The following is a 20,765-nucleotide window of genomic DNA, read 5'->3' as shown; positions in this document are numbered from 1 at the left end:
CGACCTCAACCGCCCGCGCCGGCGCGAAGATTATACATGCGGCGGGCCACGGCGCGCGCCGCGTCAACCATGTCGGGATAAGGCCGGTCGGTGATGCTGAGGAATCCGTATTGGAAACTTTCGTCGTCGAGGCTCCGGCCCGTCGGGCACTGGTCGATGAGCCGGTAATAATGCGTGCCGACAATCAGCGGATTGCGCAACGCGCCTTCCACATAGCGCCGGTAGGCGCGGGCGCGATCCGCATCGTCGGCGCATCCTTGCAGCCCCGGATGAAAATGGCCGTTGGCTATCGTGCCGAAATGGAATTCGCCAATGATGACCGGCGTGTCGATCGCGTCGGGCAGGCGAAGCGCCTCCACGCTGAACTCGTAGAGATTGAAACTGACGACATCGCAAAATTTCGCGGCGGAGCGCATGATTGCGGCGGACGGCACCGTTTGAAAACGGCAGCCGAGATAAAGCCGTCCGGGCGCAAAACGGCGAACCGCGTTTCGCGCGCCCTCAAAATAACGGTCGCTCAGGGCGTTGTTGAACTCAACCAGGTCGGCGCGCGCCGCCGCGCGATCCGGCGGCTGCGTCGAGGAGAGAAAGGCCGCGAACGACGCGTGCCTGGTTTTCCACGCGGCGTTGAGGTTGGAGATGCCGCCGTATTTTTCCTCCAGCCTGCGGGCAAACTCGCGCTTGGCAGGCTGCGAGGCGGGGCTGCGCAAAACGGCCTCGGCGAGCGCGGTCTCGCCGCCCCACGCGTGCTCGTTGTCCACGAAGAAACCGATGCACATGGGATCGTTCGCGGCGAAGGCCCAATTTTTTCGCAGCGCCTTTTCGATAGCCTCCTCAAAGCCCGGATCGAACACGTCCTGAAAAAAGCGCGCCGCGCTTCCGCCGTGGCCCTTGATCGTGACCGCGTCGGGCGTGCCGACCTGGCCGACGTAGGGCATGCGTCCGTCGCGGATGTAATCCTTGTGCGTCCAGTTTGCCAGCGTGTTGACACCCCAGCTTTCGGCGCGCGCGTAGAGGCGTTTTTTGTGCGCGCCGGCCCAGTCGTCGCCGTGTTTGCGGCGGAGGTTGGCGCCGAAAAAATCAAAGGCGTCGGGCGTTACTTTTTTGTCGCGATAGAAATTCGGCGTGCCCGCCAGGTAAGCCTGCTTGCGCCAGAGGCCGCGCCCCCCGGGGGAATTTTTTTCGGGAAGGTTTTCGAAATAATGCTCGCGCAATGTGACGCCGGTCAGCTCCGCATTATAAAATTGGTTGATGCCGTGCGAAAAAAACAACTTCCCATCGGGATCAACCAGCCACCACATGCCGCCGTGCTTCGCCGTGCGAAACGCGCCGGTCGCCTCAAGCGCCGGGCCGTCGGCCCAGCCGCCGTAACGGTTGAACGAGGGCGGGCGCGGGTTGGCGGCGAGATCGGCGTCCTCGTCGGCGAGGTCTTTCGCGAGGTCCGTGTCGGCGCGCGTTTTTCCGGGCCAGTCCTTGTGCTTGTATTGTCCGTAACGGTCGAACGCGGGATAAAATGTCGAGGCGCTTTTGAGCGCGTCGGGCGCGCCGGCGAAAGGTTCCTCCAGTCGAATGTTGCTCACCTCGAACTTCACCTCCGCGCCCAGCGGATTCGCAAAGAGCATGATGTTTGTGATGCGCGCCAGATTGAGCGTGCAGCGGCCCTTCAACCCCTCGGGTGAGTTTTTCACGCCCTCGATTTTCACGTCGTCCGGGACGATGCCGTTGCGGTAGTAGCGCACGCGCATCGTGCCGGACTCGCCCGCGTTGAGCGCGATGCCGCCGCGTATGCAATTCTCGCGTCCGTTGGAGCCGGGATTTTCGATCTGGCACTTGATGCCTATCTGCGCGCCGGTGAGATTGCGCACGTCCATCGCAAGAACCGAGCAACGGGCGAGGTCGAAAAACTGCGTGCCGTTTTGCGGACGCAAATTGATTCCGGGCCAGGATATTTTTTGCCCGGCGGAAATCGTGACGACGAGCGAGTTGCCCCGGTTCTCGACGGCCGCGTTGCCGTTGACGGTGATTTTGCGCGCGTCGTAGTCGTCGAGCCGCAGCGGCTCCGCCGGCTTTGCGGGAGGCCCGGCGATCAGGCGCACGTCGGTGATTTCGCAAAACCCCTCGCGCCCCGCGTGCTCCGCGGCGAGGATGATCTCGAACTCGCCGACGGGCAGGTGCATCTTGCCGTCGTTCGCGCCGCCCCAGGGTTTGCCGCTGAGCCCGGCCTCGAACGGAACGACAATCGTTTCCGGCTCCCCCGGCTTGGTGTTAAAACCGTGCTGGTGGATTTGCCCCGTCCGATCCTTGAGCCGCACCAAAAGTTTTTTCTGATTGGTCCTTATGTTGAAACTCACCCTCGAAACGTCGGGAAACGCAACGGGGCACACCGCGCCGACGTAACGTTTGCCACGGCTGAAATCGGCGGTCAGCCGGAGCGTGTTTCCCGAGAGGCGAAGGTCGCCTTTCGTTTTCGGATCGGGGCCCTTGTCAAAACGCCAGTCGGTCGGCGACGGACGGTATGCGTTGGGCGTTTGTTGTTGCTGCGATTGTTGCTGCTGTTGTTGCGTCCGGGCTCGTGGAGGTTGCCGCCAGGAGGGTAGCGGCGCGATGTCCTTGGCGTCCGCCGCAAGCGCGGGATCGGGTGGCGGAAGCGGCTCGGTGAAGCCGCTGATTTTTTTCCGCAGAGGCATCGGGTTTGCCTCGATCTTCAGCGGCGTGCCGAGCGGAAGCGGCTCGCCGGCGCTGATCGCAACGCCCCTGTCGTTCGCCTCGTAGGGCTCGGCGAACAACTGCCTCGGCACGCCTTTTGTTTTTTTCCCGACATAGGCGTGATAAATCGCCCAGTGAGAGTTGCCCTCGGGCGACGGCACATAACAGGCGTTACCGGGGCCGATCACACCCTTCGAGGCCTTGAAGATCGGCTGCGTCGCCTTTTGCCAATGGCGCGGATTCATCGGGTCGTCGCCGATCAGTTTCATCAATCCGATCGCGTAGTGCGGCGTCCAGTATCCGCTCGCCGCGTAGAGCAGGTAGAGCGTGCCGTCGGCGCTGTAAACCGGTGCGCCCCCCTCGACAACCTCGGGCAGCATGCGTCCGTCGCTCGCGCGCCCGGCGCCGTGTTTTTCCCAATCGAGCGTCGGGCGGCATATCATCGCGGGTTTGCCGGAGACCGTCCACGGATTGATCATCTCGTCGATGTAAAGACACTGCCAGTGATCGCCGACATTGCGCGAGTTTCTGTCGCCGATGCGTCCCACCCAAATGAAGTAAAGTTTTCCGTTATGATGCAAAACCTTCGGGCCGACGGTCCACTCGCGATTGAACTTTTTCCCCTGCGCGGCGATCATTCGCGCGGGCACGTTTAACTCGCCGTCCGTCGGCGAACCGTAGGGGCCGAGCGGATCGCCACTCAGGCTGCGCAACACATACATGCGCTGGTCGGCGGCGGCGTTGTCACTGCCGTCGTTGGCCGAAACGTAGAGATAGTGGCCCGCCAGTTTTTCGCCGACATCCTCCGCGCCGAAATAATATATTTTCGGCGACCAGAGGTTTTTTGAAAACTCGCGCCGGGGCGGCGGCTGCCAAATGGTCACCGGCTGGGCGTATGGAAAATCGGAGAGATTCGCAGCCTTGTAGCCCGTGAGCCGCGAGCCGCCCGTGGTCGTGCAATAATAATAACCGTCATGCAAAAACACACACGGATCGGCGCCTTTGATGATCGGATTGATAAACGAAAGGCTGCCCCTGATCTTCTCGTCGAGCAGCGACGCCGGATTCACCACGACGGAAGACTTCGCGCCGCCACGCACGCCGCGCGTGCCGGTGATGCCTGTGACCGAGGTGAAAATGCCGCCATTAATTGACAGTGTGTAGGAGCCGGAAAACTCCGTTTCATTATTCCGCGTGGCCGAAATTGCATTATAAAAACGCCCGTCGTTTATGGTGACGCGAATGGCTCCTGACAGCGATGCCGCGGCTATGTTTCCGAGGCCGGAAACACTATTATAAAAAGTGCCGCCGTTGATCACCAGTTCCGCGTCGCCCGTGTGTCGCCCGACGCCCGCCGCGCACACCGCGCCGTAAAAACGCCCGCCGTTGACGACCATCTTGAGGTTTCCATTTGTGGGCGCGGCCTCGTCAATCGCGCCGCCCACCACGGTATACCACTGGCCGCTGTTGATGGTGACATTCGAGCCGGATCGTCCGCGCGTTTTGTTTTGGGACGCGCCGACGATGGTGGGATACTTGCCCTTCGGCGGAGACTGGCAGACAATGCCCCCGCCAAGCACAACCGCGTGGCCGTTGCAGTGGAGATAACGATAATCCGCGCCCTCCGTCACAAACATGAGACGCTCGAAAGTCGTCGGGCCGTTGACGCGATAGGATGCGTTTAATATCAGTTTCGCGGAGGCGTTTCTCGCGCCGTCGAGACTGCCGGTCACGGTGACGGGCGCGTCGTGAGCGGGCGCTTCAAAGTTGCCTTTTATGCGCACAGGCCCGCGCAACACAATCACGCCACCGGTTGTGGCAAGCTGCTTGTAAGCGTCGGCCAATTCCTTGGCGGACGCCTCTTTTCCCTCCGCTCCGATGTATATAACATTGTTTCCCGAATTTGCGGACAGGTTTGCAGCCAAAACCAACCACGCGGCAAAATACAAAATATTCCAGAAGCGCCGGGGCATGTCTTTCGTTCTTTTCATAATATAGATTTCCATCTTATGGGGCGCGCCTTGCGCGCGCCCTCGCATGCGAAAGACTGTTTGCGCACGTATGCACAAAGCGGGCCGGCACCAGGGCGCACGCAAGGTGCGCCCCCACGGGGTCGTTCTGTTTTACTTATTCCCCTTCTTGGCGGCGGGCCCGCCGTCGAGGTAGATTTCGCGCATCAATTTGTAACCCAAAACATCGCGCATATCGAGACGCACACTCGTCGTCTCGCGCTGCTTCGCGGTGTTGCCCTCAAGCTTTATCACAATGGGATCGAGCAGCTCGCGGGCCTTGTCGCGATAGGCCATGTCCTTGGTTTGCGTGAGCAAAATGACATCATAGTCCGACGGCGACGAGGCCAGGCCGTAGAAGACTTTGAAATCCATGATGATTCCCTGCTTTTTCGCCTCCTCCATGACGGCCCAGAACGTCTTGGTGATGCTGCGCAGGTATTCGTCGGCCATGCCGTGCTTGGTGCGCACGAGCGTCATTTCCCAAACGGGGCCGTCGGTGTAGGGCGCGCTGCTTTGAGCGCGGGCAAGCAGGGGAACAAATGCCAAAAGTGCGAGGAGGATGATTTTCTTCATGGTGGTTTTTTATTGGTTGTCGTTGTTTGAGGAAGGAATGCTTTGACGGTTGCGGGCAAAATCGGAGGGGAAAAACACGCGCGCGGTGACGAGGAGCGCAAGGCTGCCCACAACATAAACGGCCCCGAGCAGCGAGATGCCGGTGCTGAGCGCGTAGGACTGCTTGATCGCGCCCAGGAAAAGCGGGGCAAGCGAACCGACGCCGAACGAAAAACCGGTCATCAAACCGGTGGCCGTGGAATGGTGGCGCGGCGAGGTGACATCGAAGAGCGACGCGTAGATATTGGAATCGTAGAGACCGCGGAAGAAACCGAACGCGCCAAGCATCGCGTAAACAAGCCAGAGGTTGTGCGTCGCGCCCATGGTATAGAGCGTGGGCACGCACAACAAAAGCGCCATGCCGGACAACTCGACGCGGAACGAGGGACGGTTCCCGACAATCTTGTCCGAGATGCGTCCGCCAAGGAGCACGCCGGCGAAGGAGAAAATCTGGTAATAAAGCATGCTAAAAACGCCGGCCTTCGCGGGCGTGAGATTGAACGGCTCCAACTGCAAATACGTGGGCATCCAGGAAAGACAGCCCATGTTGACAAAGGTCGAGCAACCCAGCGCGAGCGTCAGCACCAGCGCGGTCGGCGTGCGCACCAACGCGCCAAGAACGGCCCCGATCGGCTCGCGCGCGGCGGTGGTGGCGGCGGTTTTGGGCGCGTCCTTCAAACGGCGCCACATCAGCGCGACGAGAATAACACCCGCGCCGCCGAACAACCAGAAGGAGTGTTCCCAACCGTATTTCCCCGCGATCCAACCGCCTGCCCAGCCGCACGATACCGCGCCGAAATACTGCGCGGTCTGGTAAATCGCGAGCGCCTGCCCTCGCGTCTTGACGTGATACTGGCCGATCATCGCGGTGGCGGCGGGAAGGAAAAACGCCTCGCCCACGGCGGTCGCCAGGCTGCGCACGACGATGAGCGAAACAAGGCCGTTGGTGAAGCCGGTCAGCATCGTCGCAAGGCTCCACGCCAGCAGGCTGAACAGGATGATGCGGCGGCGGGAGACGCGATCCCCGACGATGCCGGCGATGGGCATCATCACCGCCATCGAGGCGATGAGCACGGTGTTGACCAGCCCGGCCTGGATGTCGCTCAAGCTCAGGGCGTCCTGCACCTGTTTTTGGACGACGCTGTAAAGCTGCCGGTCGGCCTGGTTCATGAAGTAGGCGAGCCAAAGCCAGGCAACAATCTCCCATGCGAAGGGAATTTTTCTTTTATTAGCGGAAACCAAGGGGGGCGAAGCGGACATGGCCGAAAAAAGTGCAATGTCCCCCGAGGCAAGTCACTTCAAATGATTTTATGGTGATTGCCAGAGTGTTATTTTTCGTGCGCATCGGGGCAGGCGCGGCGCGAAAGGTGGTGGTTACGCGCACAAGCTCACCAACTTTTGCCTGTCGCTTTCCACCAGCCTTGCCGCTATCGGCGGCAGCCATCGTCGACTTTTCACCAACTCCACATGCTTGTCTGTCCGCCCCATCAGCCGGATGGGCACGCTCCATAGGTAAGCCGCCAGCATCATCCCGGCCGCCAATGCACTAACCGCCTTCTTGCCCGAGCAAAAGCCGTTGAAGCCCCACTGGTTCTTGAGCTCGTCGAAAACATTCTCCGTGTTCGCCCGCTCCCGATACAGCGCGAGGATTTGCCAGCCGTTGCATCGCTCTTCGGGCAGGTCGCTCACATAGGCCGTGTATTTGTGCCTCGCGAGTTTCCACAGTTCGCATTGATCACGCCGCGGCGCCACCACCACGCGCCGCTCGCAACTCCAGCCCTCCAATCGCACGCGCGTCTCAGCCGTTTGCCAGACACCCTCGTGCGCAGGCGCCTGCCACGCCTCCTCGGCGATGGAGGGGATTGCTCCGCGCAAGTTCTTGTTTTGTTTCGGCTTGAACAGATAACGCGGTGCGCTCTCGCGCTGCTCGTGCCAGCACATGAGCGCCTCGTTTCCAAATCCGATGTCGCCGCGATCGAACCAGTTGGATTTTCCCAGCGCGCCTCCTCCATCGCCTCGCTCCAATGGCTCGCGCTCACCGCGCCCCTGCCGCGGAACCGGTAGTCCACGCAAAGTCGCGCGCCAGCCGACACCGCCACAAGCGAATGAAAACTTTTGCGCCCATGACTGGTCGGCTTGTAGTCGACGCGAGCACCCTCCTGATGCCCGTATTTGGTCTGCACCGTCGAGCCCCAGTCCATGATGTTCCGTCCGGGCAGCATCGCCTTTTGACGAGCATTTGTATCGCGAGCGCCACCGCATTGAAAATCTCTTTGCCAAAATCAAGGCCTTTCGTCGCATCGCCACACGCTATGACAAACAATATTCCTCGTTCGCCTCCATGCTCTTCCTCGTTTGCTCTCTCATCTGGCTTAAATACTTATCTTTATTTTGAAAACACTCCCTAGTTCATGCAATGCATGAAAACGAAATGCATCATTGGCTTGAGAAATAACAACCAAACAGCAACCATAATACACTTAACTCTGATATTACGGAGTCCCTCAGCGTCCACCATGTTCTCACTGAAATCCAACAGGGAAAACCCAAGGCAATCCGAAAAAAGTGAGTAAATCGGTCAGCGAATATCTTCATTTGCGATATCTTGAAAAATGCGGGAACGCGAAAACTCGTCCACCACACCGGCAAACAGAGTGACCGGATCATACCGTAAGTTCAGCATTGCGCGTCGAGGAAGCCGCCGTGCCTCCCATTTCTAAGCGTCACTGTCTCATAAAAGCGACTTTGTGGATTACCAAACAATAACAGTTTTCACTTTATGGTTTGGGGTGTTGTTGTGGGGCCGTTCACAATGAGTTGGCCATTAGGTTTGATTTCTAAGGGGTCTATGAAAACGACACGCCTATTGCCTGTCTTTGTGGTGCGGCCGTGATAAACACAATACAGGGTGCCGTTGGCATGCGTGAAAACCATGTTGTGGCCGGTGCCGGTGACGTCGCCTCCGTTGTCGGTGTTTTTCTGGAGCACGGGATTATTTTCGGCCTTCTTGAACGGGCCGAGAGGGTTGTCCGATGTGGCGTAACCAACGGCGTAGTTTTGGCCGCCGTAATAATTGGCCGAATACATCATGTAATAAGTGCCGTTTTTCTTGAATATAAACGATCCCTCGGTCCATCGGCGGTTGACTTCGCGCGAGGTGACGGAGCGGCTTTCCCATTCGGCCTGGGTGTCGTCCATTTTCAAGGGCGGGCGCAACAGGAGTCTCGGCTCGCCGATGATGCCGGAGAAATCGGGCTTGATCTCGACGCCGTAAATCCAGCTTTCCTCGATTTCTTTGAACCAGCCGCGTTGTTTCGCCCAGTCGGCGACTTCGCTGGCGACGGGATTTTTATAACAGCAGCGCGAATAGTATAAAAACACACGTCCGTTTTCGAACCAGAGGTTGGCGTCGATAATCGGATAGCCGGGATCAAAAATCGGGCGGTTCATCAAGTCCTTGAACGGTCCGCGCGGGCTGTCGGACACGGCGACGCCGATGCGAAAGTTCTCCAGCTCGTTCGCCGGGTTCTCCTTCCAGTCGGCGCTAAATAGCATGTAGTATTTTTTGTTGATTTCATAGACCTCGGGGGCCCAGAAATTTTTCAGCGTCCACGATTCGGGCAGCGCGCCTTCGTAAACGCGACCGATATCCGTCCAGTTTGCGAGGTCGTCGGAGACGCACGCGCGAAAGCCCTTTTCGTTTTCGGACGTGCCATACATGTAGTATTTGCCGTCGGATGCCTTTAACACAAACGGATCGCCGAATGCGACGTTGATCGGATTTTTATAGGTGACGCTTTTTTCGGGCTTGGCGCACGAGGCGAGGGCTGTGACCAGGATCGCGGCGATTGCGCAGAGGGTTTGTGGTGGGCGAATTTTCATCGCGTGGAGAAGCGAAATGTTGTCGTGGTTTCGTAGCGGGTTCCGGGGCGGAGGATTGTGCTTGGAAAGCGGGGCTGGTTCGGCGAGTCGGGCGAGTGCTGCGTTTCAAGGCAGAAGCCGCTGTGTTTTTCGTAGGGGCGCCTGCTTTTGCCGATGTTTGAGCCCCCGAGAAAATTGCCGCAGTAAAACTGAATCGCGGGCTCGGAGGTGAGCACCTCGAGCACGCGTCCGGTGACGGGCTCGAAAACTTCGGCGGCTTTTACGAGGACGCGCGCCCCGGCGTTGCCACGGTCGAGAATCCAGTTGTGGTCGTAACCGCCGCCGAAGGTGAGTTGTTCGTGCTTTTGCCTGATGCGTTCGCCAATGCCGTGCGGCGTGGTGAAATCAAAAGGCGTGCCGGCGACGGACGCGATTTCGCCAGTCGGGATCAGGCCTTTGTCAACGGGTGTGTAGGTCGAGGCGTTGAGTGTGAGGACGTGGCCCAGAATGTTGCCGGTTCCCTCCCCGCGAAGGTTGAAGTAGGAGTGGTTGGTGAGGTTGACGGGCGTGGCTTTGTCGGTCGTGGCGGCGTATTCGATGCGAAGTTCGTTTTTGTTGTTGAACCAATACGTCACGGTCACGTCGAGGTTGCCGGGAAAGCCTTCCTCGCCGTCCTTGCTCACGTAGTGGAGGCGGAGGCCGGTGGTGTCTTTTTCAGCGACGGGTGTGGCATCCCAGAGCGCTTTGTCGAAACCGGCGTTGCCGCCGTGAAGCGAGCACGGGAGACCGCCGGGATCATTGTTCGTGGCAAGTTTGTGGGTCCGGCCGTCGAGAGTGAACCGGCCTTTCGCGATGCGGTTGCCATAGCGGCCGATGAGCGCGCCAAAATAGGGCGAATCCTTTGTGTAGTCGGAGACATCGTTGTAGCCGAGGACAACGTCGGCGAGATTGCCTTCGCGGTCCGGAACAATAACGCGCACCACGATGCCGCCGTAGTTGGTGATGGCGACCTTGGATCCCTGGATGTTGGTGAGTGTGTAGAGTTGAGCGGCGCGGCCGTCGGGGAGTGTGCCAAAGGGTGTCATGGTAATGGCGGGCGTTGCCGCGGAGGTGGTGAGCGCGGCGAGAAGAAGCGCGGCGAGGCCGCAGGGTTTGAGGAGGTTTTGAATCGTCATGATCGGTTCTGAAAATGGATCAGGCTCGGTGGTTGCCAGAAAAGCCGCGCGAGGGTTCGGGGAGTGCGAGTGTCTTGTTCGCCTCCTCCGGTCAATGTCGTATGGACATTTTGCTATTTCGAAGTTTGCAGCGGCGCGGGTGTCGCCCGGTCGCCTTGCATTTGATATGGCAGCACCCAGGCGTTGCCGTTGGTGTCGCCAAAATACAACTGCGACTGGCTTGGTTCGTGCGGGTTGCCGTCGGCCCAAAAATACATGAACGGGTTGGCTCCGTTGACGACCTTGCGAACGTAATTGTGATTGAGGCGGCTATCGCGGGTGATTTGTCGGGTGCGCTTCCATGTTTTGCCGTCGTCCTGGCTTTCCCACATGACAACCTCGCCCCCGCCGCCCCATTTCTGGGGGCTGTTTTCAGTGGGGGCGACGACCGTCCATTTCCGGCCTGAAATCCAGAGGCTGCCCGTGTCGTAATTATGGTCGGAGGTGGTGATTTTTCGGTTTTCCCATTTGCGTCCGTTCCAGCGGATCACCTGCCAGTCCTTGGGGCCGTTGTCAGGGCCGGGTTTGTGTCCCTTGCCGGATACATAAAGTGCGACCGGGTTTCCGTCATCATCGAATGTCATGTCTTTTATATAGACGTTCATGTTTTTACTAAAGAACTCGCTGACGAGTGCCGGGCTGGCCAGGTCCCTGACGGGCGTGGAAACGCGGGCGCCGTCCGCGGTGGTCCAGGTTTTTCCGAAATCGGTCGTCTGTAGATAATATATATTGGTGCGTTTATCGACGTTGCCGCCGGGGTGCCAGTTGAAGAAGAACGCGATTTTTTCCCCGCGCTGACCGCTGATTTGATAATGGCCGCTTCTTTTGTCGCCGGGACGTTTGATTACGGCGAGAGGTTTGTGCGCCGTCCATTCGCGGCCGTCGGGGCTTGTGTTGAAGTAGAGGAGGCGGGTGCCGGTGTATTTTGTGAACAGATGCAGGAAGCCTTTTCCGGGAATATATTTGGGCTGCGGGTAGGTGAACTCGCCCTTGAGGACCTGGCGAAATTCGCCGGCTTCATACGGCTTGGCGCTTTTATAAACAAAGCCGGGCCGCCGCCTGCCGCGGCCGCTGACAAACACCCAAAGGTATCCGTCGGAATCCATCGCCAACGACGGGTTGTCATGCGGGTCGAAGACGCCGTTTTTATCATGCACAATCACGGGCTTGGAGACGGTGTTGGTTTTGTGGTCGTAGCTTCCGGCCATGCAGAGCAGGTAGTTGCCATAGGCGCGGTTTTTGGTGTCGCGTCCGTCGAGTTCGGCGGCGCTTTTGCGGTCGGGCGTGATGCCGCCATAGACAAAAAACGTTTTTTGCGCCTCGGGCGAATGGATGGCGAGGGGGATGTGCTTGGCGGTGTAGGTGGCGAGGCCGCCGGAGTATTTGTCGCCATGGGGGCCGAACTGGCCGAGCGTGAACCAAATGCCCTTGTAGCCGTCGATTTTTTTATTGTTGAGCGATGGTTGGTCCGGCGCGGGGGGCGAGCCGGGGGATTGCGCGCGAGCGGCGGCGGGAGAGAGGCCAAGCAGGACGAGGGTGAGCGCGAGAGCGAGGTGGTAAGCGGAGTTCATTTGATTGTTGTTTGTTGTTTTTATAAAAATTGCGTGTGTCAGAAAACGGCCTTGAGGCTGAATGACCATACTGGAAGAGTGACGGCATATTGGCGCGCGGCGGTTATGACCGGGGATGGCGCCGTGCCCGTGGTGCCCATCAGGATGCGGGGTTCGCTGGTTATGTTGCGCCCGGCGACGCTGAGGGTCAGGTATCTGGTCAGTTTGAGGCTGGCGTCGAAATCGACTGTCTGGCGGTGGCGATACCAACGGGTTCCGTCGGTGTTGTTTGTGTAGGTGTCATCGCGCCAGGTGGTGTTTATGTTCAGGCTCAGGCGTCCGCGGGAGTAGGACAATCCAGCGTTTATGGTGTTTGGCGAGATGCCCAGAAGGATGCGGTCGGCGCTGTAGGTGCGCGTGTAGTTGGCGCGGAAGCGCAGGCCCTTGAGGAGAAAGCCGAGGCTTTGGCGGCATTCCAGCTCCAAGCCCCGTATCCTGATGGGGGAGCCGACATTTGAGGTCGTCCGGAAGTCATAGTCTTCATAGATCGGGTCGGTGTTGCCGAATTCCTCGGCGGTGAGCCATGTGGTTTCGTGCAGGTTTCGGATGTCGCGCTGGGTCAGGGTCAGCGCGAGAAAGCCGGAGGGTTTGAAATAATAGGCGATGCGCGCGGCCAGGCTGTCGGCCTCCTCCGGTTTCAAGTTGATATTGCCGGTGGTGACGTAGGGGTTCGGGTGGCCGGTGTCGTCGTCGCGGACGATCCATGTGCCCGCGATGTGATTGGGGGCGGGGCGGCGGATGGTGCGGGCATAGCCCACTTGGGCGTCCAGGTTTGAGGCGATATTATACTTGAGCACCATGCTGGGGAAGAGGTGGTCGTAATTCGCCTTGCGCGTCCGGAACGGCCTGGACAAGAACTGGTATTGCAGGCCTTCGATGGTCGTGGCCTTGCCGGCGCTGATGGCGTAGCCCGCGTCCCTGACTTCTTGCGCGGTCAGGGCGTCGGGCTCGCGAGCCTCGGTCCAAGTGCCTTCCCATCGCAGACCGGCGCGAACGGTCAGGCGGTGTATCTGGGCGGTGCCCATCAGGAATCCAGCCCACACGGTTTCCTTCATGTCGCGGTTGCTGTTGACATAGGCGTTTTCAAATCGGGAGTTGGTCAGGTCCTGCGTAAACCATCCCGGGTGCTCCAGGTAGAGTTTGCCGATGCCGATCAGGTTGGGCATGAATATGTTGTTGCCCGAAATGGAGGTGATTCCCGCATCGGTGGCTTTGGTGTTGAACTCGAAGGGGGAGTTGTATTCGGCGAGGGCTCCCGTGCCGCTGCCCGGACCGGTGTAGGCGTAGACGTTGGCGTCGGAGGTGTTTCTGTATTCCCGTTCCTCCTGGTCCACCCTGGCGCCGGCTTTCCATTCAATGGGGACGGGCCAGCGCGTGGTCAGCTTGCCCTGAATGTCGCCGGTTTTCATTTTGGTGAGCGCCCGGCGTCCGTCATCGACGATTATGTTTCCTTGGGAGGCGCCGATGCCGCCGCCGCTGTATCCGGTGGCCTCGCTGATATCGGGGCCTCCTGTTTGCGTCACTTTCCAGTCGCCGTCCATCGAGGAGGAGCGTTCCGCCGCGTAGGAAACACCCGAGACCGTGCGCCCGCCTTGCTGCCTGACCGAGCCGAGTTCCGAGAGCGGGTTATACCAGCTTTTAGACTGGGACAGGGAAAAGCGTCCGTCGAGCTGCAGCCTCCCGAGGCGCCATTCGAATTTGGGCTGCACCGCGTAGCTCTCGCCCTTCTTGTGAACGGAGGCGGGGGAGACGCGGATTTCGCCGGTCGTTGTGCTGAAACTGGTCATCGGGTCCGGGCCGTGGGTGAGTTTTGCGCGGCCGCTCGCGCCGCTGCCCGGCGTCTCAAAGACGACATTGCGTTGCGTGGAGTTGAGCGTGGTGCGGTTGGTTATGAGCGACAGGGAGAGCGTCAGGTTTCTGGTGGCCTTGAAATCCATCGCGAGCGACGCGTTGAGCCTGTCGGTTATGCGGGCCTCGCTATAAAGGGTGAAGTGGCTGGCCACAAGCGGGTCGGGATCGGTGGCCAGGTAATTGTAATAGAGCGTGGTGTAGCCGCTGGAGGAATAGATGCTCGACTGGTTCAGGGTGAGCACGACGCCGAGCCGCCTGTTGAAAAAGACATCGGAATAGGCCAGCCGCACGGTGGGACGGACCTTGAAATGCTTGTCGTCATCGGGGCCGTGGGTTTTGCGCAGGTCCCAGTCGCCCTCGCCCGCGGTGAAACTGGTTTGTATCACGACCTGCCTGCCCTTGCGATTGAAGGAGCGCCTGGGTTTGAGGTTGATGGTGCCGGCGGGGGCGCTGGCGGGCACGTCCGCGCTTATCGTTTTCGACACCTCTATGGACTCGACGCTGTCGATGGTGTATTGCTCGAAGTTGAAGGCGCGCACGTCGGCGTCGTTGGCATTGGCGCTGGCGATGCTCATGCCGTCGATTGTGACGGCGCCGTATTCCGGGCTCATGCCGCCAATGCGCGCGGCGACGATGTCGCCGTGCAAGTTGGTCTCCAAATCCACGCCGGGCATGTGCTTGAGAAACTCGCCGATGTTGCCGTCCGGGATGTCGCCATAGGCGTCGGTGGAGACGCTGTTGGCGATGTTGAGGGCGCGCCGCTGCTCCATGATGGCCCTGGCGTCGCCCTCGCGCTCGGCGGAAACCACGAAGCGTTCCAAGACGACGGTTTCGCCGTCTTTCGAGGCCGGCTCGCCGGCCTCGCTGTTGATCAGGCTGATTTCGCACTCGACCGTTTGGCCCGCGATCACGTTAACCGATGCGCGGGCGGTGTTGTAGCCCGAGTAAAACACCGTCAGCTCCGCGCGGCCCGCGGGGACGTCGAAAAAGCGGAACCCGCCATTGTCGTCAGAGTAAATGCGTTGCGCCGAGCCGGCGAGCGAGATTTCCGCGTTTGGCACGTATTCCTTGGAAGCAGGATTGTAAACCCGCCCTTCGATTGTTCCGGTGTTCCGCCCCCAAGCCCGGGGGCCGGCGGTGGCGAGCAACGCGCCAAAAAACAGGAAAAGAAACACGGCGGGGAGGCGTCCGGGGGCGCGGAGGAGGGAGCAAAAATGAGTTGTCATGGTAATGGAGGGGAGTGGTGTTTGGGGTTTGTTTTAGAAACGCAGTTGCAGTCCTATGTCCAAGGAGGTGGCGCGTTCGACAAACGGCGACCACTCCCCGGTGAAGCGGGCGACGACCAAGGTGTTCTCGCCGCAAGCGATGTTCACGCCGGCGCTTGCGGTCACGCCGTAGATCGAATCGCTCAGGTTTGGTGTGCGGATGGCAAACGATTGCCCGCCCATCGAGGCGTTTATCGTCCTGTGGCCGTCGCAAAATTCCTGCGAGGCCGCGCTCTCCAGCACCGGCGTGACGACGAGGGAGCCGATCCGGAAGGTCTTGGCCACGCTCATGCCGACCCGCGCGGTGAAGGATTTGGCGGATTGCCCGCCGACGCGCAATGCCGCGTCATCCGCCCCGGTTTCCTGAAGCCCCGAGGCTTTCCAATAGATGTATTGGGCGCCGATGTAGGGCGTGACGTCGAAGTATCTGTCCTTCAAGCGCCAGCCGAGCCGCATGCCGGCAAACGCCTCGCTGCTGTTGGTGTCGCCCTCGGCGGCGCGGTTGTAACCGGGGATGCCCGCGACACGATAATTGTCGAGCGCGGCCACGCCTCCGCCAGCGATGACATCCAGAAAAAAGCGCTTGTAATCATAACGTCCGCCGAGCGCGACGAGATAACGTCCAACGTCCGTCCGGCTGTCGGCGGCATCGAGGTCTATTTGCTCATCGGTAAAGCTGACGAGCAGGGTTGACTTGAAGCGTTTGCCCCAGGCCCGTGACATGCCGACGATGACGCCGCGGGCATCCGCGTCGGCTTGCGGAATGTCATCCGTGGACGAGAAACGGCTGTCCCTCGACACGCCCTGGGCCCACAAAACCCACTTGCTGCCGTCGGGGACGCGCGCCAAGTGGTGCTCCGCCGCGCGCATTGTCATGCCGGTCGAGTAAGCCGCCTGCTCAAACCAGCGTTGGTAGCGTTGCGGCGAGATTTCGTTCAAGGCGCGCAGAACCGCGTCCTCTGTCGGCAGCAACAGCAGCGCGCTTGCAAGCCCCCCGGCAAAGCCCTGCGCCCCGGCGGCGTCCAGCGCCTCACTGATGGCAAACTGGTTTGGCGTGCCAGTGGCTCCGATGGTGGCCACGGGCAGCTTGGTGAAGCTCAACGAAACATCGCGCGCGCCGTAAAACACCTCGAAACGCACCAAGGGCGACACCTGCCCCCACTGTTCGTAAATGTTGGAGAATGTTCCCGAAATGCCCGCGCCCGCCTCGATGATTTTATAGATGGCGCCGGGCTGGATGGCGAAACCGGCCAGCGGCTCAATCCTGAGCGAGCCGTTCAGGGAGGCGGAGCCGGATACCAGCAACCGGTCATGCGATTCCTCCGAGGCAAGCTTGATGAGGAGCGTGCCGGTTGACTGCCTGTAATTGCCCTCGACGGTCATGGCGCCCGTGGTTTCCAGCGTGCCGGGCGCGAGGGTGCCGCCGATGATCAGGTTGCCGCGAATCACGCCGTGGCCGGAGAGCCGCGCGCGCCCCGTGACCGTTGTTTCGGCAAGGCTGCTGTTGTCGAGTTCGATGGCTCCTTTCTCAATTCTCACGGCCCCTGTAAAAGTGTTGTTGCCACCAAGCACCAGCGTGCCGGCCTCGCTTTTCAAAATGTCAGTCGTCCCGGCAATGGCCGCGTCGATGCGGGCGGTGATCGCGGAGTCCGTCGCGGCGCCCGTGCCGAGGCGGAATGTCGCCTTGGTGCCGCTGAGCGTGAGCGTGCCGCCGGTGAGCACATAGCCGTCGTTCGTGAACTGCATGCCGGTTGCGAGCACCGGGCCGTGGGCGTTGTCCACCCGCACGGTGCCGCCGGTGCCGGCAAAGGTTGCGAAATTTTCCTCCCATGCGCCGGTCTCGCCGCTCCAAGTTTGCCAGCTTGTGGAGCCGGGATCGGCCGACCATGTCCCGTTCCCGCCCCTCCAATAGTTTTTGGTTGTGGCGCTGACGACGACATCCACCGCGCCCGGGGTGTCGGTCAGCACCAACAATTCGCCCATGGCCAGAATCTCGGGCGCCACCGTGCCGATTGACAGGCCGGTGCCGGAAAGCGTCCCGGTGTAGTCAAAAAGCCGAGACACGCCGGGGGCAAACGCCTCCGAAATCTCCACATCGATCGTGCCGTTGAGCGCCAGGTCGCCGTTTACCTGAAAGAATGGCTGCGCCCCCGTGTCCCCGAGTGTCACCGAGATGATGGAGGCGTCCCCGAGCGCAAGCCCGTTGTTGAATACGAGGGTCTGCCCGCTTGCGCCCACGAGCGTCGCGCCGGCGGCAATCGTCACGCTCCCGCCGATGACGCCGGTGCCGCCAAGGAGCGCGCCGGAGGCGATTGTGAACGGGCTCGTCACCGCGGACATGTCGCCGTTGATGCGAAGGAACCCGCTCTCGACCGTCGTGGCGCCCGCGTAGGTGTTGGCGCCGTTCAGGTTCAGTATGCTGGACGATCCGCTTCCGCGAATGACCAATGAGGCTCCGCCATCAATCACTCCATCCCAATTTGTGGTCTTTGATGCGCCCGTCTCGAAAACCACGCTGCCCGATGTCAGGGTGGTGGCACGCCCGGCGTCGATCGTCATGGAGCCGGATTCCGGCGAGAGATTCAAAACGCCGCCGTCGTTGACGGTCAGAAGATTCGACACCGCGCCCAGGCTGCCATCATTCCCCGTGATCTGGAGCGTTCCCGAATTGACGGTGAGGCCGCCGGTAAAGGTGTTGTTTGTGCCGGCGATTTGCAGCAGGTTGCCGCTGTCGTGCACAAGCGCCACGCGGCCCGCCCCGTCGGCAATTTGCGAGGTGTTCGAAAACCGGATTTCGCCACTGGCTCCCGCCATCAAGGTGATTGTTTTCAACCCCTCGGCGCCAGCCTCGATTGTTCCGTGCAAAAGCAGGACATAGCTTGATGACACAAAGGGATCCACGTTCGGTTTGCCGGTATAATTGGTTATCTCCAAGTCGTTATTGAGCAGCAGCGACGGATAAATGTGAAAATTGCCCCATCCGTTGTGCTTGATTTGGGAGGCGGAGCCATTGTTGTCGAAGGTGAGCACTGAGCCCTCGCTTACCTGAAGGCGTATTATCCTCGCACCGGTTGCAAAAATCGTGCTCAGCGGAACGCTCAAGGGATCGACGTCCGCGGCCAGCACTTGGGGCGTGACTCCGCCGCTGATGTCGGGCGGCACATAGACGCAACCTGATATGAGCGAGCCCAAGGTCGTGGAAATGTTGAGAGTGATCGTGCGATCCGCAGTCCACTGGGCGGTGGATATCCATGCGGTCGAGCCCGCGCCGCCGGCGACGTCGTCCGAGTCCCGGTTGCCGTCCAGATTTATGTCGGCCCAGCGGGCGCCCGCAGTCCATGAACTGGCGCTGTTGCCCGTGTAGATACCGTCGCCGGCCTGCGCGGGCGGCGCGGCCAGCAGCGACAGCATGGCGGCGAAGCAAAAGGACATCGCGAGCAATCGCCTGACAGGAGGGCATGGGGACGCAAAGGCGTGGAGATCATGCGGCGGGCAGCTTGCCCGATGCGGGTCGCTAAAACAATCGGCCGGGCGGGGGTGCCGCAGTTCAGAGGACTGGATTTTGGTTTTCATTATTGGTTCAGTGGGGGTGGGTTGTCTCAAAAATGAGCGTGGTGGCGCGCTGTTGTTCTCCGGGAAAAAAGCGTTGGGGAAATAAGAAAGGAATGAATATTTGGGGAGATTGGTCTTCTGGAATTGCCCCTAAGATGTGGCGATTGCGGGAATCCTCTAAAAAAAAATTATGAAATATGAAACCGCGCGCGCGAAAAAAGGCCGCCGCTGTTTCCCGCGTGTTTCACGAATCGGGCCCGACGGAGCGTTGTGATGGCCTGCGGACGGGCTGGCCGGGGGCGACGGGCGTGCCGAAATTGGGGAAACCATCCTCCGTCCATGTGAAGGGCTGGGCAAAGATGCCGCGATGCCAGCCGTCGGCGCGCTCCAGTTTTGCGTGATAAACGATCCAGTCCTCGCGTCCGTCGGGCGACTTGACAAAGGAGGCGTGCCCGACGCCCCACGTTTTGGCGGCGGGCGCGAAGACAGGCTCGGGGTGTTTGCGCCATGCGCCGGGAGCGAGCGGGTCGTCGCCTGTGAGCTCGAGGAGGCCGAGTTTGTAGCTGGTCTGCCAGGAACCGCTGGCGGAATAGATGATGAAGGTGCGACCGCCCCTTGTGAGAATTTGCGGGGCTTCGTGGAGGCCTCGGCCCTTTGCGGATTCGCCGACGCGCTCCCACAGGTAATCGTCGTTGGCGCAAAGGCGGACGCGGTTGCCGGAGACCGTCCACGGATTGCCCATGGGCGCGGCGTAAAGCCATTGGATGTCGCGCCGATGAGCAACCCGTGGACAATCTCCGCCAACCGCTCGCGCCTCTGCGCCAACGACGATTTCCAATGGGAGCGCGTGGGCGAGTCCATGCAAGCGCGCGCCCTCAACGAGGCGCCGCAAATCCTCCAGCGCGACGGCCGCGTGTTCATTGTGTATTCGGCGAGCGGCTCCTGGCAGCCCACGTATAAAATGGGAATACTCGAACTCACCGGCGACGACCCGCTGGCGCGCGACGCCTGGCGCAAACACCCCTACCCTGTCTTTTCGCCGACGGCCTCGACCTTTGGGATCGGCCACGCCTCCTTCGTGAAATCGCCCGACGGCAAACAGGACTGGCTCGTTTACCACGTCAAGGAGGAGCGCAAGGACGGCTGGAGCCGCCTCATCTTTGCGCAACGCTTTTATTGGACGCCGGGCGGCTTCCCCGACTTCGGCAAACCCGTCGCGCGCGACGAGCCCATCTCCGCCCCGGGCACACCCGATGCGAGGTAGCAAATAAGCGCCCATGAGGCATCCAACTCCGAGACTACGGAGTCCCTCAATATCCACCATTTCAGAGGGAAATTGCTGCATCTCTCATAAGACCATCCTCTTTATTTGGTGGCTCAAATGAGACATTTTTAAATACATAAAAATCACGCAAGCTGCTGTAATGACAAGAACACAGCCCAAAACTGAGGAGGTATTTTATAGGGGAAAGTTTTTTGGATGATAGAATAATTCCTAGTTAATCAGTCGCCTAGTGGCATGGACGAAGAAGTTGTTGTATAAAACTGCGCACCGACGGGGCAACGATCTTGATCAAGCTCACATGCCCGCGAGGTGAAATTTTGCGCACATCGCTTTTGCGTTTTGCGAAGACTTGTTCATATTAGACTGCAGGCTGGCGGATACGCCAACTCGCAACCGTGTAGCACGATCGGCTTCCGGGCCGCGGCGTTCTTGTGAACCCAGAGGTTGTTGCAGATGTCAATGCCTCCTCCGCCCAGTTCTGCCGGCAACCATTTCCTCGTTCATCGCCCCGTCGATCACAAACGGCACGCACAACCTGTCTTTTAGCAACGCGACTATTACCGCAGCAGGATAGGCGCGCGCGGACTGCGGGGAGGCGGGGCACAACAAAGGGCGCGTTGTTTGGAACGCGCCCTTGGGTTAATCTTGGCTTGATACCTTGCTTACCAGGCCCGGCGGTAGCCGAGCGTCAGCGACCAGGGGCGCTCGTAGTCCGAGGCCTTGTTGTATTCATAGTCAAAATACACCTGGCTTCGCTCGTCGATCAGGTAGCCCACTCCCGCCCCGGTCTCAAACCG

The 20,765-nt window shown here is 60.1% G+C and carries 11 protein-coding genes and 1 pseudogene; 2 read left to right on the top strand and 10 right to left on the bottom strand.

The features are described 5' to 3' along the window. Positions 1–5: 5 nt before the first annotated feature. From M2103_RS12010 to M2103_RS11995, 4 genes are all read right to left on the bottom strand, one after another. Positions 6–4,697 (bottom strand): family 43 glycosylhydrolase, encoded by a 4,692-nt coding sequence (locus tag M2103_RS12010; protein ID WP_277510839.1) that lies wholly within the window; start codon positions 4,695–4,697, stop codon positions 6–8. 132 nt (positions 4,698–4,829) lie between these two features. Then, on the bottom strand, positions 4,830–5,291 hold the full coding sequence (locus M2103_RS12005; protein WP_277510837.1) for a hypothetical protein: 462 nt from the start codon (positions 5,289–5,291) through the stop codon (positions 4,830–4,832). A gap of 9 nt (positions 5,292–5,300) precedes the next feature. Beyond that, entirely contained in the window at positions 5,301–6,590 is a 1,290-nt protein-coding gene (locus tag M2103_RS12000) for an MFS transporter (RefSeq protein ID WP_277510836.1), read from the bottom strand. Between the two features lie 114 nt (positions 6,591–6,704). Beyond that, positions 6,705–7,592, bottom strand: a complete 888-nt coding sequence (locus M2103_RS11995) for a transposase (protein ID WP_277510881.1) — start codon at positions 7,590–7,592, stop codon at positions 6,705–6,707. Between M2103_RS11995 and M2103_RS13240 the strand changes: the two are divergent. Beyond that, positions 7,570–7,725, top strand: a pseudogene (locus tag M2103_RS13240) (IS5/IS1182 family transposase); the annotation flags it as partial. The gene M2103_RS11995 and the pseudogene M2103_RS13240 overlap by 23 nt on opposite strands. A 377-nt stretch (positions 7,726–8,102) precedes the next feature. On the opposite strand, the gene M2103_RS11990 reads toward M2103_RS13240, so the two are convergent. The 6 genes from M2103_RS11990 to M2103_RS11965 form a co-directional block, all read right to left on the bottom strand. Further along, complete coding sequence (locus tag M2103_RS11990; protein WP_277510835.1) at positions 8,103–9,212, bottom strand: glycoside hydrolase family 43 protein; 1,110 nt, start codon at positions 9,210–9,212, stop codon at positions 8,103–8,105. Next, positions 9,209–10,366: an aldose epimerase family protein gene (locus M2103_RS11985; RefSeq protein ID WP_277510833.1), complete on the bottom strand. Its 1,158-nt coding sequence runs from the start codon at positions 10,364–10,366 to the stop codon at positions 9,209–9,211. The genes M2103_RS11990 and M2103_RS11985 overlap by 4 nt, the downstream gene beginning before the upstream one ends. Before the next feature lie 113 nt (positions 10,367–10,479). Continuing rightward, positions 10,480–11,976 carry a BNR-4 repeat-containing protein gene (locus tag M2103_RS11980; protein WP_277510832.1) on the bottom strand — a complete coding sequence of 499 codons (1,497 nt, stop codon included), beginning with the start codon at positions 11,974–11,976 and terminating at the stop codon, positions 10,480–10,482. 38 nt (positions 11,977–12,014) lie between these two features. Beyond that, entirely contained in the window at positions 12,015–15,092 is a 3,078-nt protein-coding gene (locus tag M2103_RS11975) for a TonB-dependent receptor (protein ID WP_277510831.1), read from the bottom strand. Between the two features lie 33 nt (positions 15,093–15,125). Then, positions 15,126–18,563, bottom strand: coding sequence for an autotransporter domain-containing protein (locus M2103_RS11970; protein ID WP_277510829.1), 3,438 nt, complete (start codon positions 18,561–18,563; stop codon positions 15,126–15,128). A 364-nt stretch (positions 18,564–18,927) separates the two neighbouring features. Continuing rightward, positions 18,928–19,521: a family 43 glycosylhydrolase gene (locus M2103_RS11965; protein ID WP_277510828.1), complete on the bottom strand. Its 594-nt coding sequence runs from the start codon at positions 19,519–19,521 to the stop codon at positions 18,928–18,930. On the opposite strand from M2103_RS11965, the gene M2103_RS11960 reads away from it, so the two are divergent. Next, on the top strand, positions 19,444–19,947 hold the full coding sequence (locus tag M2103_RS11960; RefSeq protein WP_345783559.1) for a family 43 glycosylhydrolase: 504 nt from the start codon (positions 19,444–19,446) through the stop codon (positions 19,945–19,947). The genes M2103_RS11965 and M2103_RS11960 overlap by 78 nt on opposite strands. Positions 19,948–20,765: the final 818 nt, after the last annotated feature.

Origin of the sequence: Ereboglobus sp. PH5-5, from assembly GCF_029504805.1 — a bacterium.
GTDB lineage: Bacteria > Verrucomicrobiota > Verrucomicrobiia > Opitutales > Opitutaceae > Ereboglobus.
This window is presented reverse-complemented; position numbering and strand designations above follow the sequence as displayed.